A 17,944-nucleotide genomic window follows, 5' to 3' on the forward strand; every position below is an offset into this window, starting at 1 on the left:
GCAGATTAATCCTTGGAAAAGAACCCGAAAGTTACGGAAAAAATACTGAAAGCCTTAAGGCTTATCTTCAGGCTAGTACTTTTCCTTGTTCTAGGGATTTTTTTTATAGCCGCACTTCTACAAATCCCCTACTTCCAGACAAAAGCCACAAAGGTTCTGACAGATCATATTAGTGAAAATACAGGTTTCAGGACAAGAATATCAGGCGTTAAAATTCGCTGGTGGGATGCCATTAGCTTAAATGATTTGGTCATTTATGACCAAAAAGACAGCTTAATGGTCGATCTTGAGGAAGTATATATTGATTTTTCCATCCGAGGTTTATTTGATAGGGAAAACCCATCCTTGGATCAAATCAAAATGGAAAAGGGAAATGTCAGGTTGATCTTCCATCAAGATGAAGAATACCTCAATATTTCCGAATTTTTCTCAAGGCTAAATGCACTGCTTCCGGGCACCAAAGATCCAGACAAACCTTCTGGCAGATTCGAAATCAATAATATCTATTTCAATGAAACCTCACTTGATATCCTCAACTATGGCGCGACCCCGGTTACGGAGGGCTTTGATTACAATAACCTAAGATTCCGTAAACTGATAGCTGATGCTGATGATTTTTATACTGACGGGCCGGTTTTAGGCATGAAAGTCAACTACCTCAGAGGTGAAGAAAGCACTTCTGGAATGGTCTTCCAACAGTTGAAAACAGATTTCACATATGCTCCTACTTATATGGAGTTTGACAACCTGTACCTTAGGTCAAATAGGACTGAATTTAAAGATTACCTTAAATTCAGTTATTCTTCCAGCAAGGCCCTTTCCAATTTCAATCAGGAGGTACAGATACTGGCTAGGCTCGATGAGGCCATCCTGGATATTGCCGACCTTAATTTTTTCACAGACCAATTACCGGAAATCGATGACCGTATCTCCTTAAGCGGAGAGATCCTAGGGACTGTGGATGAATTGATATCCGAACAACTATTAATAAGATTTGGACAGCGGAGTGCCTTATTTGGTAAATTCAAAATCAACGGACTCCCCGATATCAGCAATACTTTTTTCGAAATGTCCCTGATGAATTCTGTACTCAACAGCACAGACCTTGCTCCCTACATTTCCACTGAGGCACAAAGGGAAATCAATAAATTCAGAGACATCAGATTCGATACTGACTTTTCCGGATTCCTACACTTTTTTACTTTCAATGGAAGGTTCAGAACAGGTATCGGCAATATGACAGGCCGCTTGAGTTTTAAATCAGAAAATGACATCCCTACCTATACTGGAAGACTTGAATTGGAAAATCTGGACTTAGGTATACTGATGGAAGACCGGCAACAATTCCAGAAAGTATCTATGACGGGAAGGGTAAAAGGAACGGGACTTTCGGTTGAATCTGCAATTTTGGAATTGGATGCTGATGTCAGGAAAATCGGTGTCAAAGGTTATGATTATGCCAACATAAAGACTGATGCTACCTATGGCAGAGATTTGTTCAGGGGCAGCATAGTAATAGATGATCCCAACCTTAAAGGGGAGGCCAATGGCGTCCTTGATCTCAGAGACGGTAAAGATTCAATCAGGCTCAATATGGAGTTGGACACAGCATTCCTCAAAGAATTGAAATTTGTAGAAAATGACCTCTTCATCAGTGGCAAATTAGACATGGATACCAAAGGCATTACCTTAGATGACATAGAGGGTATTGCCAGATTCAGCGATATTTCTGTCAGCGTGGAAGGGCGCAACCTGAATGTTGACAATTTCTTTTTCCAATCTCTCTTTACGGACGAATCCAGAGTGATTTCGCTGAATTCAGATCTTTTGGTGGCAGGGATATCAGGAATATTTAAAATAGAGGAATTGATCACCGATGTCACCAACCTCAGTAAAGAGTACCTCGCTATTTTAACCAATTCCGAGAATCCTGTTGATGTCTCCCAAGTTGGGTTGCATGAACCTTACAACATTGACATCAATATGAACTTTATTGATATCAATCCCATCATCAATTTGATTGAACCAAAAGCATCAATTTCTAAAAACACCTTGATAGAAGGTGCTTTTTACCAAACCCCTGACAATACTATCCTTAATTTTTTCTCAAGTATCGACAGCATTTATTACAACGGTAATTTCCTGTTTGACACCAACTTAGATTTCAATACTTCCAAGTTATCCAGAAGCAATGATGTATTGGCTTCTTTCTATGTCTATTCAAAACAACAGGATTTAAAGTCAGGATTGATATTCAATAATTTGGAAATGGAAGCCATTTGGGATGTCAACAATATAGATTTCACATACAAGCAGGATCAACTGAGCACTGGAAGCTACCTGCGCATCCAAAATGAAATCGCCATATATCCAGATCATACCACGATCATTTTTGAGCCTTCAGAGCTTAAAATCATCGATAAAATATGGAACTTTGATCCTGAAAACAGAATATATATAGCCGACAATTCCTTTCTTTTTGACAACCTCAAACTTTACAATGAGAACCAATTTATTTCACTGAATGGCAATATTTCCAACAATCCCGAAGATGTCTTGGGACTTGAAATCAGTAATTTGAACCTGGATTTTTTCAACACACTATCAGTCAAGGAATTCGAAGGTATGGCCAATGGACAATTTGGATTGAGCAGCATCTTCGAAACTTTGGCAATCAATGGCCAATTGAATATAGATGATTTTTACATCAACAATTTTTTGATAGGAGACATAGAGGCCGGCACTTTCTTTTCCGAAGGTCTGATCAATATCGAACTCAACAACTATAGACAGGGCAAAAAAGTCATTTCTCTAGAGGGATCGCTGGGTGGTGAAGAACAAGACCTTGGGCTAAAGGCGAAACTACAACAAGCAAACATTTCAGTTTTAGAGCCATTTTTGGAAGATTATGTGACGCAAATGGGAGGGACTGTAACAGGTGACTTAGATATAGGAGGAAATTTAGCCTTTCCGGTAGTGACAGGTACAGGTCGGGTAGATGAAGGACGTCTATTGATCAATTACCTGAATACTCCTTACACCATTGATGGCAACTTGGTATTTGAGAATAACGAAATCAGTTTTAGAGAAATCACCCTTAAGGATGTCAATGGAAACCGCGCAAGAATGCGTGGCGGAATTTCACATGATTACTTCAGAGATTTTGTTTTGGATATTTCCTCCACCATGGAAAATTTCCAAGTCTTGAACACCACTATTCGGGACAATGACCTTTTTTATGGCACAGCCAATGTCTCCGGAAGCCTTAATATCTTGGGTGCTGCCAACAACTTGGATATCACAGCAAGAGCCACTTCACAGCCGAATACCAGAATTTTCATACCCTTCGGAACTTCCAATATTCAAGCCCAGGAAGATTTTATCAATATCATCAACATCAGAGACACTACACAAACAAAATCCTTTGAAGAGTCAGTAGAAAAACTTGCCATCAATAATGTACGCATGAACTTTATCCTAGACATCACACCTGATGCCTACACTGAAATTCAGATAGACCCAAGAACAGGTGAAAATATCCAAGGAAGAGGACGGGGAGTACTGACACTTAACATTGATACTCAGGGAAATTTTTCCATGCAGGGCAATTACGAAATCACTGAGGCCCGTTACAACTTCTCTCTTTATAATGTCATCAGAAGAGAGTTTGTGGTAGAACCTGGAGGTAGGATTTCATGGTTTGGAGACCCTTATGAAGGAGTGATGGACCTGAGGGCTTATTACCAGGAAAGTGTCTCTCTGCAAAATCTTCAAAACGTGCAAAACCAAGGCTTGGAAGATCCACAGATGCGCAGACGCTGGCCTCTAAGGGTGATCATGGACCTCAAGGGTAGTCTGCTTTCTCCAGACATAGCTTTTAACTTTGACTTTGCCGAATTTCCTTCTGAGGGAAATATTCAGACCTATATATCAGCTTTCCAAAACCGAATCGCAAATGATGAACAAGAGAAAAACAGGCAGGTTTTCTCTGTAATCATGATGCGCTCTCTTTCCCCAGAAGGACAATTTACCGGTGTGAGCAATATTGCCACCTCCAACTTAAGCCAGTTGCTTTCCTCCCAGTTAAACAGTTTTATTGCTCAGGTAGATCAAAACCTTGAAGTGGATATTGACTTGGCCAATCTAGACCAATCGGCGCTGGAAACCTTCCAACTTCGTGTTGCCTACACCTTTCTAGATGGTAGGCTGAGGGTGACCAGAGACGGGGGCTTTACAGATTTGCAGGGAAATGCTGACATCAACAGCATCGCGGGAGACTGGCAGGCTGAGTACCTACTCACAGAAGATGGGAGGTATAGAATGAGGATATACAACAGGAATAATTTCAACACTTTCACCTCCCTTTCACTGGCAAGAAATGTGGCCACCTATGGGGTATCTGTTTCCCAGAACCTTTCTTTCAATTCATTTACAGAGCTTTGGAATAAATTAAGGTCGGGAGAAAGGGAAAAACTCCGAATCAACGATACCGATGACTTTTTGAGATACGAGTTCGAAGAATCTGAAAATTGGAAACCCATTCCATTGAAAGATTTAGAGGAAAAAATAGAGCCGAAGTATTATGAGATTATTGAAAAACCAAAAACAATCCGAAAAGAGGATGAGGATTAAAACAATTTTGATTTTTAATTATTCTAAACTTACAAATACAATTACTATATGAAATAGAGCCTGTCTGTAAGAGACAGGCCTGCCTGAAGCAAACAAGCATAACGAAAACCACACCAAGTGGGATGTCCCCCATCGGGGCTATCGGGGTGACAAGTAAAAACAATTAAATACACATGAAAAAAGTAAGCATATTTTGGTTTAGAAGGGATTTACGATTGGAGGACAACACAGGACTTTACCATGCCTATGAACAAGAAAAAAATGTGTTGCCACTGTTTATTTTTGACAGGAATATCCTAGATGAATTGGAAGACAAGAAAGATGGGAGGGTGACCTTTATCCATAACCAGATAAAAAAAATATCGGAAGACCTGAAAAGCTTTGACAGCAGTCTTCTTGTCAAGTATGGAAAACCTCTGGAAATCTGGCAACAACTTCTTGAGGAGTACGAAGTAGAAAATGTGTACACCAACCGAGATTACGAACCCTATGCAAAAGAAAGGGATGAAGCTGTCAAAAAACTCCTGAAATCAAACGGGGTACAGTTTTTGGATTTCAAAGACCAAGTGGTTTTTGAAAAAGACGAAATTCAAAATGGTTCGGGGGGATTTTATAAAGTCTTTACTCCATATAGTAAAGTCTGGTTGGATAAATTCCAAAAATCAAAAATTGAATTACTGACACTTGATGGTCGCAAAAAGAATTTCCTAAAAACAGATCCATTTGACATTCCGCGTTTGGAAGATATGGGTTTTGAAAAATCAGATTTGGAGATACCTGCTTTGGAAATCGACAAACCTTTGATCAGAAATTATGACAAAACCCGCAATTTCCCTGCGCAAAATGGCACAAGCAGATTGGGGATACACCTAAGATTTGGTACTATCAGTGTAAGAAAACTGGCTTTAGAGGCGGTTGAATTAAACAAAACATACCTCAATGAACTGATTTGGAGAGAGTTCTATATGATGATTTTGTACCACAACACAGCCGTGGTAGACAAGGCATTCAAGTCTCAATATGACCAGATACCTTGGAGAAACAATGAAGAGGAATTTGAAAAGTGGTGTGAAGGAAAAACAGGCTACCCGATTGTAGATGCAGGTATGCGTGAGCTCAATCAAACAGGCTACATGCACAATAGGGTCAGGATGATCGTGGCAAGCTTCTTGACCAAACATCTTTTAATTGATTGGCGATGGGGAGAAGCGTACTTTGCGAAAAAATTACTTGACTTTGAGCTTTCTTCCAACAATGGTGGCTGGCAATGGGCCGCAGGCACAGGAACCGACGCTCAGCCATACTTCAGGGTTTTCAACCCTGAATCTCAGACAGAAAAGTTTGACAAAGACTTGAAATATATTAAAAAATGGGTTCCAGAATTCGGGACCGACAAATACCCTGATCCTATGGTAGACCACAAATCTGCAAGATTAAGGGCAATAGACACATATAAAACAGCATTGAATTGATGAATATAGGAGACAGAGTAAGGTTACTTCATGGAAATGAAGAAGGTGTGATCACCAAGATTTCTTCTGGTGGAAGGGTGGAAATTGAAATTGAAGATGGCTTCCGAATCCCTGCCATGAAAAATGAAGTAGTGCTTATTTCAAGTACAGAAAGGACCTATTTCAAGAATGAGCCAGAGGACAAATCCGTAGTCTCCGAAACTTTCAGCGCTAAGGCCAACAACCAAAGTCTAGAGGCCATATATTTGGTTTACATCCCCCTCAACGACAAAGACCACAGCGTCTATCTTTGTAATAATACGTCAAAAGACTTTGTTACAATAGCCTCTGAGCATTATGGCGCAAATTCCCAAACCCTCATTTCTGAAAAAATCGCAGCCAAGACAAGTAAAAAAATAACAGAGAAGTCGATCCAGAACTTTGAGGAATGGCCTCCCCTCTTGGTGCAGCTCTTTCCTGTCAATCCGAGGATAGAAAAAACAGAAGGAGCCTTTGAGCGCAAAGTAAAATTCAAAGCCAATACGTTTTTCAAAAGTAAGGGCAAGGCGCCCATTCTGGATAAAAATGGATACGTATTCCGCTTGACTGAAAACGCTAAAGAAATAGACATTCAGGAACTGAACAAAGAGTTGAACTCTATTGTAGAAAAAAAAGAACAGTCCTTCCCCAGACCTCCTAAAGAGATTGACCTTCATATCGAGAAACTGACCAAAAACCATGATTTGATGAGCAATTCGGAAATGATCAAGCTTCAGATGGAAGTGTTTGAGCGGAACCTCAACTATGCAATTGCTTCCGGAATGGATGAAATTTCCTTTATTCATGGTATTGGAAATGGCGTTCTCAAAAAAGAAATTCACAAGTATTTAAGCCAATTAGGAAATATTAAGTATTTTCAGGACACACAGAAGAGCCGCTTCGGCTACGGTGCTACCCTAGTAAGAATTTCTTAATCTATGCAAGGTAAAATTTCACCCGTTTTTGGGCTGTTTCAGCAACACTTTGAGGAAGCCAAATCTGCACATGCTTCCCTGAGCAAACAGTTTAGAGGTAAAAAAGCCATTGAACTGGAAAGCAGACTGATTTTCCTGGAAATTTACATTGACCTATTGTCACATATTCACTTTGACAAAGAAGGTTTGAAATTTGAGCTTTTTGCTCCATTCAAGAGCATCTTCAAGGGTCTTAAGAAAACCAAACACTTGAAGATGGTCATCAACCAGGTAGAAGCCATCAAACTCAATGACTCAATAGAATTCAAGAGCTATACTAAAACCTTGCTTTCAGAAAAAAACAAGCTATACGCTGAAGTATATGACCATGTGCTTGTGGCTCCTCTTTTTATTTGGGAAAACCTATACGAGTCAGCCCACAAATTAAGTAAAGGCCTTAAGCCACTGATGATCAACACTGCGACTACTCAGATCATCAATGAAGAGTTGGAATATTTCAACCTAGACCATAAAAGCCGATTAGACAGTAAAGCATTAAAAGATATTTATGAGGGTCTTCGTGTAATAATCGCTTTGGAAAATCTACGGATTGAATCAGGGTTCAATCCTATTTTTGTGGATGAGGTGCATGACAAGATGGGCCTGTTGCAAAAATCACTTTTAAAATGGTATGAAAACCAACTCTTTATTCAACACCTGACCGGATTTTTGTCAGACAAGCAAAACATCTCCAAAAAATACCTTGATCTATTAGCCAACCTTCAGGACAATAAAAGAAGCTTCAAGTCTTTGTTGGAAAAACAAATTCGGGAACTTTTTGAAAAAATACTGGACTGAACATTCTAGACCTTAACTCGTCGGTAACTTTTGAAGGAATACCAACTGACCAATCCATAACCAAAAGCCAGCATTAGATGGAATACAAGCATTTGATATGTACCTGATCGAATGGATAAAAACACGATCAAAGTAAATACAAAAGCAAGGGCAGCCTCAACATATGTGGTCAAAGGGATTTTAAACTGATTGTAAATGTTTTGAGTCCATTTGTCTTTTGAGTCAGAGAGGTTGTATTTAGGCGTTCTAATGAACGGTGATTTTTTGCCTGTAATGCCTTCCCATACTGCTTGGGTATTGTGGACAGCCAAGCCCATTGAGACCGACAAAAACAAGGGCAGTTCCCATATAAACCTCAAAACACCTTTCAATGAGAAATCCAGCAAACTGAGATTTGCAATAAAATACACAAGTGCTATGATCAGAAAACTCACCAAAAACCCACCTGCGTACTTAAAATAAGTCTCGGGAATCCAATCCATCTGAAAACCTAACCATATCGGAATACTACTTAGACTGACCAGCAAAACCGCAATAAAAATCACTGCATTGAGCAAATGTGCCGTGGCATGGATTTTAACTTTCATTGGAAATGGATTCAAGAGAACATTTTGAAGGTGTTTCATAGCGCACTCAGCCCCCCCTTTAGTCCAGCGAAATTGCTGAGACTTGATCGCTGACATTACAGGAGGCAGCTCTGCAGGCGAAACAATATCCGGTCTGTAGATAAATTTCCAACCTTTTTGTTGGGCCCGATAGCTCAGGTCTAAGTCTTCAGTCAAGGTATCGGCCTCCCAATTGCCCGCATCGAGGATACAGGATTTTCTCCATATTCCTCCTGTACCATTGAAATTGATAAATGCCTCTTGTTGATTTCTTCCAATCTGCTCTACCATAAAATGAGCATCCAAGGCAAAGGCCTGTAAGCGGGTAAGCATGGAATAGTTTTCATTCAGATGTGTCCAACGCGACTGTACCATCCCAACTTTTGGGTTTTCAAAATGTCCAACAGTCTGCAATATAAATTCAGGATCTGGTAAAAAATCCGCATCAAATACAGCTATAAATTCCCCAGTAGCCTCGTGTAAGCCTTCTTTTAGGGCGCCAGCCTTGAAACCTTTGCGATCTGTTCTATGCAAGTACTGAAAGTTCACCTCAGGATACCGCAACAATTCGCGCTGGATAATCCCCACGGTTTCATCTGTGCTGTCATCCAAAATCTGGATTTGAAGCTTCTCTTTTGGGTAATTAAACTTTGCACAGGCATCAATCAGCCTTTTTACAACATACTTTTCATTATAGACAGGCAACTGCACCGTAACCTTTGGAAGTTTGTCAAAGTCCAAAATTGGGTGTGTGCTCTTTTTTCTCCTAAATCTCAAAAAATGATACAGCAGATGGGCCTGGGCAAAACTATACAAGCTAACAAATAGCATGGCCAATAAGTACACGCCTATGAAAATATAAAGAATACTCATTAAGATTTTACAGTAATTGATTTGTTGCCGATGAGAATTGGGTTGGTATTGATTCTTCCTTCTTCATCTGCATTTTCTAATTTCAATACACCTCTCGGACATACGGCACTACAAACACCGCACCCTACACAGGAGGCTCGGACTATATTTTGACCACGTTGGGCATACCACCTGACATCGATACCCATTTCGCAGTAAGTAGAACAGTTGCCACAAGAGATGCACTGCCCTCCATTGGTGGTGATCCTAAACCTGGACTTGAACCGCTGTACTATCCCCAAATAAGCCGCTAATGGGCATCCGAACCGGCACCAAACCCTGTTACCCATAAAAGGGTAAAATCCTGTTCCAATCACTCCGGCGAAAGCAGAACCTATGGCAAAGCCATAAATACTGTGCAATTGGTCAGTTGCTTGCCCGAGGAGTTCGAATTGCATGAAATAATTGACGATGGTGACTGCAGTCATTACAACCGCAAAAACCAAAACCCCATGAACAAGGTATCTTTCTACCTTCCAAGCTTTCAAAGACTTATCAGACAATTGTCTGTATGGGTCACCCAGCGTTTCCGCCAAGCCGCCACAGCCACATACCCAAGAGCAATACCAGCGTTTTCCGTAGAAGTATGTGAAAATAGGAACGCCCAATACGATAAGAATAATTCCCCATACCAGCATAAACATCCCCAAAGCACCAGAAGAAATCATTCCTTCAAGCCGATAGTCAAAAAAGAATGAATAATCCAATGGCCAAATATTCTTGAAATCATGCCATGGCATATTGAGAAGCACCAAGATTTCAGGTATCAAAAAAGCAAAAGCCAATTGGAAAAACATAACTGAAGCCGTACGGATTGTTTGGTAGGCATTGCCTTTGTATTTGCGGAACATCCTAATCCCCATCACCAGAATGGCTAATGTGTAAATAAAACCATACAAAAACCATTGAGAAGCAGGATTCCCGGAAAGCAAAATGCTCAAAGGATCAACCATCAGCACCATATTGGTCAGGTATTCTGGAAACCAATACAATATGATGTAAAATGCAATCAACCATGTGCCTGTGATGATGCCTAGAAGTCCTCTGGATTTCATAGAGGAAAAATAAATCCCATCATTTTTGATCCCTTCTGTCTCTCCTCTATACAAAGGAAGTATGTAAAGTAATGCTCCAATCACACCTGCAAAAATGGAAATGCTAAGGAAGAAATAAGGATTTTCCTTCACCGCCCCATGGCTGGAAGCCTTAGTCAAGTCGAAGGCATAGTTATCCCAAATCACCCTATCCCACTCTTCATTGGCTTTTAGTTCATCGTTATATTCATTAAAATACTGATTGAAATCAGATACGAATGCAAAATTGCTTTCATATTCGACTCCGTACATAGGCTTCAGGACTCTTAACAATTGCTCCTGATGTTCTTGTTTTACTTTTTCTTGGACAATTTCCTGCTCAAGCTGATAGGTGCCTAGAAAAGGAATAAAGCTGAATATTCCCAAGCCAAGGATGAAAATGATTAATCCCAATATTTGTATTTTCTTCATGATCTTGATCCTATTAGTCTTTTAAGAAATGAAGGCTTAGAAACTACAATTTTCTGTCCTGTTTCGGCTTCGTATTTTTCCAGGACTTGATGATAATGCTTCTTAAAAAACTCAGCATTGAAATCAGCTTTGGGCAATTGTCTCAAGACTTCTTCAAGTTTCCAGCCTTCTTGTATAGCTAGATCAAAAAATTCATGTCTCAGTCTCCAGCCCAAGCTGTTTACCCCTACCAGTTTCCCTGAACTTTTATCATAAACAAGCCTAATACAGTTTTTCCCTGTTTGATGTTCCCAATAAAAAGAATCAAGTTCATCGATTGATTGGTTTGGAACTATGCCATAGGTTTGATACTCAATATCAAGAAATTTGGCGGAATTGAACCAGACCCCAGGTTGATAGGCTACTGGAGAAGAAACAAGGTTATTGGCCAAGGTCTCTCCATGCATTCGTCCGGTATACCAGACCTGCTCTATATTTTTTCGGTCTTTGGAGGGCGCTTGTTTAAACTCCGCACAATCACCTATTGCGTATACATCAGTTTGATTGGTTTGAAAATAATGATCGACCAATACTCCTCTGTTAATTTCCAGTCCTGAATCCCTTAGAAAGTTGACATTAGGACTTACTCCCACGGCCAGCCCTACAAATTGACAGTGAATCTTTTCTCCCTTGTTTGTGATGATTGAATTAACTGTCCCATTTTCATCTGCCAAAATTTCTTTGAGTTCAGTCTCCAATCTCAAATCTATATGGTGTTCCAAGATATGCTTTCCGATCAGTTTGGCTTCATCCTGCGGTAATACATTATCCCAGAAGTTCTTTTCCCGCACCAAAAAAGTTACTGGAATTTTCCTACTAACCAACATTTCAGCCATTTCAATCCCTATCAAACCTCCACCTACCACTACCGCATGATTGATATCTTGGGTATTTCGCTCCATTTCTTCCAAATCCTGTTTGGAATACAAGCCTTGAACTCCTTTGAAATCCTGTCCTGGCCAATCGTACTTATTTGGTTTGGACCCTGTGGCCAAGACCAATATATCATATTCAATTTTCTCACTCGAATCGTGAAGAATTTCTTTTTTTTGGAAGTTGATCAGTTCGACCCAAGCTTTCTTCAAGCTGATGTTGTTTTTTTCCCAAAACCAATCTTCATAAGGCTTGGTATGTTCGTACTTCATGTGCCCCATATAAATATACATGAGTGCCGTTCTGGAAAAGAAATATTTGGATTCACCCGAAATCACCAAGATTTCGGTTTTGCTGTCATTTTTTCTGATATTTCTAGCGCAGGTAATGCCGGCTATACCATTGCCAATAATGACTATTTTGCGGTTTTTATCATTCATTTAAAGACCAATCATATTTAAGGTTTGACACCTTGGCATTGGAACTGATTTTGACTTTGGAATATTTGTTAAGGTAATCAATTAATGTCCCTTTTTTAGTAAAATCACCTTTGAACCATGAAAAAATCTGGGAAACCTCAGCCTTATCTTTCGAGATTTTATTGTACTTGGTATTATTGATGAATTCTCGAGCGACCTTATCCAACTGACTATCAAGTTTTTCAGCCATAAAGGCCTCATTTAAGAGAGGCGGGCAGGATTTGGAAGCACAATTGACCGCAAAATGAATACGGGGCTCCTCAAATTCCTTACGGATTGTTTTGTGCTCTATATCATCAAGACTAACCTCTTCATTCCCGATTCGGATAAATTTCTTGGTCCATACTGTATGGACCATTGGAATATTCAGCGTGGGGTTTAGGTCTTTGATACTTTCTACAGGATAGTTGTCTGCGATAATTTTTATTGTAAAGGCATTGTAGGCATTGATCCAATAGGCCAATTGCTGGTCTTTGGTCCAAGTCTTTCTATCAGGCGCATTGTCACTCAAAAGTGTGAGGTATTTTTCAAATGTAGCCATATCATTGATAAAGCCCTTATAATTGACTTTGCCGTCTTTGGACACATGCTTTTTGAGGAGATTATCAAATATCTCATGGGATGGTGGATTGCTAATGCCCCCTTCTATTGGGGCAGCATTACATGAAATATTGATGAGTATGAAGAATATTGAAATGAAAAGCATTTTCATAAGAGTGTCATTTTTTGGTTTATGTATATCCGCTTTCATACCAGTAGAATCTAAATAATTGAATTAAACTGTGATTTCGAACCAATATCGATAAATATCCAATATCTATTAGTATCCCTTTGAGCAAAAACCCTCGTTTAATTGGTTAGTGGCATGATTGCGGATAATCACATTTTGGTTTTACTAACTTACGAGATAAAAACAAAAGTGGCTTTTATTCAGGACTAGGTATTATCACTGAATTGGCAAGCCAAAGCACTGGCTTCTATTATTTGTTCTGGAGATGTTTCTTACCAAATAGCCCAACCCTGGTTGAGGGCAAAACCTTTTATTTAATTGTACACCTTTTCCCCTTTATTGAGCCAGATTCCCCAGGACTTGCTATAGGCATGCACCTTCTGGGTTTCGCTTGTCTGATCAAAAACAGGGTACCCCTCATTGACCCAATGAAATATCCCTCCATAAAGGTTATACACCTTATCAAAACCGGCTTCTTGCAGCTTTTTCCCAATGTCCTGACTTCTCGCTCCAATAGAACAATAGACAACTACAGGTTGATCTTTGGGAAGATTTTTAACTGATTCAATAGAAAAAGAGTCATACCCTACCCAAATGGCATCTTGCAAATGTGAAACTTCAAACTCTTCTTTTTCTCTTGTGTCCAAAAAGACCGCTCTCTCCAAAGCACTCAAATCTTCAGGAGTTACCGTGGGAAAGTTTTTATCATAGACACCTTTCAAGAGTGTTTTATAAGCAAGGCTCTGTCCCCAAGTCATAGTAGTTACCGATAAGAGTAAAATCAGGGTGAATATCGTTTTCATAAACTCACAACAGCAATTGGAGTATATTGGTTGCGACAAAAAAAGGCAGTGCAATATGATACTGCACTGCCCTACGTTCTAATTTTCGAATATTAACCATAAAAGTCTGACAGTCTAGCCAAACCTTTTTTATCCAAAACTATAATCTTCTTTCCTTCAAATTCTATCAATTCATCCTTTTTGAATTCAGAAAGTAAGCGGATAACTGTTTCTGTTGCAGTCCCTACCAATCCTGCTATTTCTTCTCGGGTGAGTACAATATCAATTTTTTGGCCTTCCTGACCATCAATTCCATAATTTTCACAAAGTTTCAAAAGTGTGAAAGCCAATCTTTCTCTGATTGACTTTTGGGTTGCGTCAGTAAGCTTTTCTTCCATTATACCTAAATCATTGCAAATGGCTTTGGTAACTTTCCTCTGAAATGCATTATCGTCCGCCAATACTTTCAAAAATGACTCTTTGGGAACAAAGCAAATTTTAGCATCCTCTACTATCGTAGCCGATGAGGTGTAAGCTTCTTCTCCAAGCATAGCAGTATAGCCTAGAAAATCACCTTTTTTTGCCAAACGGATGATTTGCTCCTTTCCATTTGAAGCAGTTTTATAGACTTTAACCACTCCGTCATTGATGCAAAACACTCCTAAAGGTTTTGTCCCTTCATAGAAAAGGATTTGTCCTTTTTTATGACTGATAAAATTTTTATTGTCAGATATATGACAAAGATGCTGATCTGATACCCCTGCGAATAGTGAAAATTTTCGACTAAGGCAGAGTTCACAGGAAACACTTTTTGGCTGGATTTTCATTGGCTTTTGTACAGGGTTCTTACTTCTACTTATGGCTTAAATATACTCAAAAAGATGACAGATGTCACTTTTTTAACTGTCAAATTGAGGAATTTCTGCAATTTGTTTATATAATTTACCTTTTATGTCATATGACAAAAAAAGGTGTCGGATACCATTGCTAATACCCACGAATGGTGCAGAAATCGTCTGATTGTATACCGAGACTTGTTCTACAGTCTTTTGGGTGAGTTCAATTTCAGGTGCTTTGCATTCTATCAAAAGAAAGGGATTCCCTGACCTATTCAGGACCAAGATATCAGACCTTTTTTGGAGTTGATTGTACTTATGTCCCCTTTCAAGTGAAATAAGTGATTTTGGGTAATTGTAATATTCAATTAAAAAAGCGATCATATGCTGTCTCACCCATTCTTCCGGAGTCAAGATCAGATTCTTCTTTCTCAGTGAATCGAAAATGCTTAATTTACCATCGATTTCCTCTAACCTGAACTCAAATTCAGGGAAATTAAGTTCAATTTTCAGGAAATCGTACTTGTATTGTGACATAATGCAAATATCCGGTCTTTAGAGAACAATCACCTAATCTCTACTCAAAAATGAATAAAATATTACAATACATATCCATATTGTTTTCTATCGTTTGGTTGCAAAGTTGCGGTTTGGGGAAGGAACCCGTTGACCTCATTGTGCATAATGCTACCATTTATACCGTGGATGAAGGATTTTCCATAGCCCAAGCTTTTGCCGTAAAAGACAACCGGTATGTGGCTGTCGGAGGCAACAGCAGTATTCTTTCCAATTATGAAAGTGAAAATGTAATTGATATGGGAGGCAAGCCCATCTATCCTGGCTTTATTGATGCCCATGCACATTTTTACCGATATGGATTAGGCCTTCAGGTTGCCGACCTTTTGGGAGCTGAGTCTGAAGAAGAATTGGTAAAAAGGGTAAAGGACCATCATGACAGAAATCCTGAGGTAGCTTGGATCCTGGGAAAAGGCTGGGACCAAAACCTATGGGATGGGAAAGAATTTCCTACCAAGCACGCCCTTGATTCCTTATTCCCAGACACACCTGTGCTGTTGACGAGGATTGACGGACATGCAGCCTTGGTCAACCAAAAAGCGCTCACCCTTGGTGGTATTACCGCAAGGACGGAAATGGTAGGCGGAAAGGTAATTCTCGAGGATGGCAAACCTACAGGTGTACTGATAGACAATGCCATCAAACTCGTTTCGGCCAAAGTCCCTGATGCAAGCGAAGAAGAATCAAGAAATGCATTGCTAGGTGCTCAGGAAAATTGTTTTGCGGTAGGACTGACCACTGTGGTAGATGCTGGGCTGGAAATAGCAACAATCGACCTGATCAAGAAAATGCAGGAAGAAAACACTTTGAAAATGCGTATGTACGCAATGGTCAACCCTTCAGAGGCCAATCTGGCTCATTATTTTGAGAAAGGTCCATACCAAGACGATAAGCTTACTGTAAAAAGCTTTAAGATTTATGGAGATGGAGCTTTAGGATCAAGGGGTGCAGCACTTCTCAGGCCTTATCATGACCACAGCGACAATTATGGGTTTTTGCTAAAAAATCCAGAAGAATTCGATGAACTAGCCAAGCAAATGTATGAACACGGATTTCAAATGAACACCCACTGCATTGGAGACTCCGCAAACAGAACTTTGCTGGACATCTATGCCAAGTATCTCAAGGGTAAAAATGACTTAAGATGGAGGATCGAACATGCTCAGATTGTAAGCAAAGAAGACATGCCCAAATTCGCAAAATACAGCATCATACCTTCTGTACAACCTACCCACGCTACTTCTGATATGTACTGGGCAGAACAGCGTCTTGGACCATTCCGAATCAAAACCGCCTATGCTTACAAAGATCTTTTGGACCAAAACAATATGCTGGCCTTGGGCAGTGATTTCCCTGTAGAACACATCAATCCTTTGTATGGGTTTCATTCTGCAGTAGCCAGAAAGGACGCAGAAAACTGGCCTGAGGATGGATTCCAGTCAGAAAACCGGATCACTCGTGAACAAGCGCTCAAAGGAATGACCATTTGGGCCGCTTATGCTAATTTTGAGGAAGACCTCAAAGGAAGTATTGAACCTGGAAAACTTGCTGATTTTGTTGTATTGGAAAATGACATTATGATTGTAGACCGCAAAGACATAAGAGGGATTCAAGTCAAAAACACATATATCGGAGGCGAAAAGGTATTTTAAGTCAAATAAAAAATCAAAGGTTAAGCCTTTTCTTGTTTAATCTGTAATTGGTAAAAAGAGCGGTTTTGTATCTACCTGACAATGACATTTCATTAGAGTCTAAAAATTCAAATCAGAAATAAGCGTCATTTATCACTCAAACTTACTAAGCTTTAGGTGTTGAAAAAACCAGTTCAAGAAACCATTCTAATCGAAATCCAAATAAGGACCTATCCTGTCCACCCATTCCTGATTGAATATTTTGACTTTCAATAGATCCTCGGCGCTAGCATACCGGCCATGCTGTTGCCTGTAAGCCACTATCACCTTTGCTGCCCCGTAATTGATGTAAGGGTGTTTGGCGATTTCAGAAACATCAGCTTGATTTATTTGAAGCTTTCTGTACAGTCCTGGCTGAAAATCAAAATATTCAAAAATCCTTTCCAACACCTCCTCCTTCATACCAAACACATCAAGTAGTTGTTCTTTAGCCAGCAAACCTCCCATTCCATCTCTGAACTTCACTATCCTTCCAGCCATGGTCTGACCAATGCCAGGAACTATCTGCAGTACTATGGAATCTGCCTCAAAAAAATCAAGCTTATTCAAACTTGGAGCATCTCTTCGTTGATATGCAGGCAGCCTTTTGGTGGTATCTTGTGAATTTGCCGAATCAAAATCAGATAAATGTGGTTTATAAACTTGAAAGCCAGCTTGCACCATGCTATCAATCACCCGTTGATACTCCACATGATGTTGTAAATTTCTGTTATACAGGAATTTACTATAAATGTTTGGTATAAAATAGAGAAATAGAAACCCTGGAACCACCAATAAAAACCCACGGGATTCTCTTCTTGAAAATCCTAAATAGGTTCTGAGAAGAAAATAAATCTTGGACTTCATAAAAATTAGATTTGGTTAATAATCCAATCGACAAAATATCCTCGTAATTGAGTGTGATAATTTAGTAGGATTGGATTAAATATCCAAAGGTTGTGAGTTTGGAATACAATCAACATCAAAAAACATTCTGAGCTTATTTAGATAGATTTTAAATTAGGGTAGTATATCACGAAATT

Annotated in this window: 13 protein-coding genes; 5 read left to right on the top strand and 8 right to left on the bottom strand. The window is 39.5% G+C overall.

Annotation, left to right across the window (positions count from 1 at the left end; all coding sequences use genetic code 11):
- Positions 1-12 precede the first annotated feature (12 nt).
- The 4 genes from CLW00_RS09520 (at position 13) to CLW00_RS09535 (ending at position 7,894) form a co-directional block, all read left to right on the top strand.
- Entirely contained in the window at positions 13-4,632 is a 4,620-nt protein-coding gene (locus CLW00_RS09520) for a translocation/assembly module TamB domain-containing protein (protein WP_106133454.1), read from the top strand.
- Between the two features lie 173 nt (positions 4,633-4,805).
- Positions 4,806-6,104, top strand: coding sequence for a cryptochrome/photolyase family protein (locus tag CLW00_RS09525; protein ID WP_106133455.1), 1,299 nt, complete (start codon positions 4,806-4,808; stop codon positions 6,102-6,104).
- Positions 6,104-7,057 (top strand): Smr/MutS family protein, encoded by a 954-nt coding sequence (locus CLW00_RS09530; protein ID WP_106133456.1) that lies wholly within the window; start codon positions 6,104-6,106, stop codon positions 7,055-7,057. The genes CLW00_RS09525 and CLW00_RS09530 overlap by 1 nt, the downstream gene beginning before the upstream one ends.
- A 3-nt stretch (positions 7,058-7,060) precedes the next feature.
- Positions 7,061-7,894, top strand: a complete 834-nt coding sequence (locus CLW00_RS09535; RefSeq protein WP_106133457.1) for a hypothetical protein — start codon at positions 7,061-7,063, stop codon at positions 7,892-7,894.
- Between the two features lie 5 nt (positions 7,895-7,899).
- Here CLW00_RS09535 and CLW00_RS09540 read toward each other — a convergent pair whose 3' ends face one another.
- The 7 genes from CLW00_RS09540 to CLW00_RS09570 form a co-directional block, all read right to left on the bottom strand.
- Complete coding sequence (locus tag CLW00_RS09540) at positions 7,900-9,372, bottom strand: cellulose synthase family protein (protein ID WP_106133458.1); 1,473 nt, start codon at positions 9,370-9,372, stop codon at positions 7,900-7,902.
- Positions 9,372-10,916, bottom strand: a complete 1,545-nt coding sequence (locus CLW00_RS09545) for a 4Fe-4S binding protein (RefSeq protein ID WP_106133459.1) — start codon at positions 10,914-10,916, stop codon at positions 9,372-9,374. Before CLW00_RS09545 ends, CLW00_RS09540 begins: the two co-directional genes overlap by 1 nt.
- Positions 10,913-12,268 carry an NAD(P)/FAD-dependent oxidoreductase gene (locus CLW00_RS09550; protein WP_106133460.1) on the bottom strand — a complete coding sequence of 452 codons (1,356 nt, stop codon included), beginning with the start codon at positions 12,266-12,268 and terminating at the stop codon, positions 10,913-10,915. Before CLW00_RS09550 ends, CLW00_RS09545 begins: the two co-directional genes overlap by 4 nt.
- The gene (locus CLW00_RS09555) at positions 12,261-13,019 is read right to left on the bottom strand and encodes a DUF547 domain-containing protein (protein WP_106133674.1); all 759 of its coding nucleotides are present in this window, start codon (positions 13,017-13,019) and stop codon (positions 12,261-12,263) included. Before CLW00_RS09555 ends, CLW00_RS09550 begins: the two co-directional genes overlap by 8 nt.
- Positions 13,020-13,351: 332 nt before the next feature.
- On the bottom strand, positions 13,352-13,840 hold the full coding sequence (locus CLW00_RS09560) for a rhodanese-like domain-containing protein (protein WP_245917216.1): 489 nt from the start codon (positions 13,838-13,840) through the stop codon (positions 13,352-13,354).
- A 92-nt stretch (positions 13,841-13,932) separates the two neighbouring features.
- Positions 13,933-14,646, bottom strand: coding sequence for a Crp/Fnr family transcriptional regulator (locus CLW00_RS09565; RefSeq protein WP_106133462.1), 714 nt, complete (start codon positions 14,644-14,646; stop codon positions 13,933-13,935).
- Between the two features lie 72 nt (positions 14,647-14,718).
- The gene (locus CLW00_RS09570; protein ID WP_106133463.1) at positions 14,719-15,192 is read right to left on the bottom strand and encodes a type I restriction enzyme HsdR N-terminal domain-containing protein; all 474 of its coding nucleotides are present in this window, start codon (positions 15,190-15,192) and stop codon (positions 14,719-14,721) included.
- 50 nt (positions 15,193-15,242) lie between these two features.
- Here CLW00_RS09570 and CLW00_RS09575 point away from each other — a divergent pair, with 50 nt between their 5' ends.
- Positions 15,243-16,883, top strand: a complete 1,641-nt coding sequence (locus tag CLW00_RS09575) for an amidohydrolase (protein WP_106133464.1) — start codon at positions 15,243-15,245, stop codon at positions 16,881-16,883.
- A gap of 186 nt (positions 16,884-17,069) precedes the next feature.
- Here the strand turns inward: CLW00_RS09575 and CLW00_RS09580 are convergent, their stop codons facing one another.
- On the bottom strand, positions 17,070-17,768 hold the full coding sequence (locus CLW00_RS09580; RefSeq protein ID WP_106133465.1) for a ComEA family DNA-binding protein: 699 nt from the start codon (positions 17,766-17,768) through the stop codon (positions 17,070-17,072).
- Between the last annotated feature and the right edge of the window lie 176 nt (positions 17,769-17,944).

The organism is Mongoliibacter ruber, from assembly GCF_003003005.1.
In the GTDB taxonomy this organism is placed as follows: Bacteria; Bacteroidota; Bacteroidia; order Cytophagales; family Cyclobacteriaceae; genus Mongoliibacter; species Mongoliibacter ruber.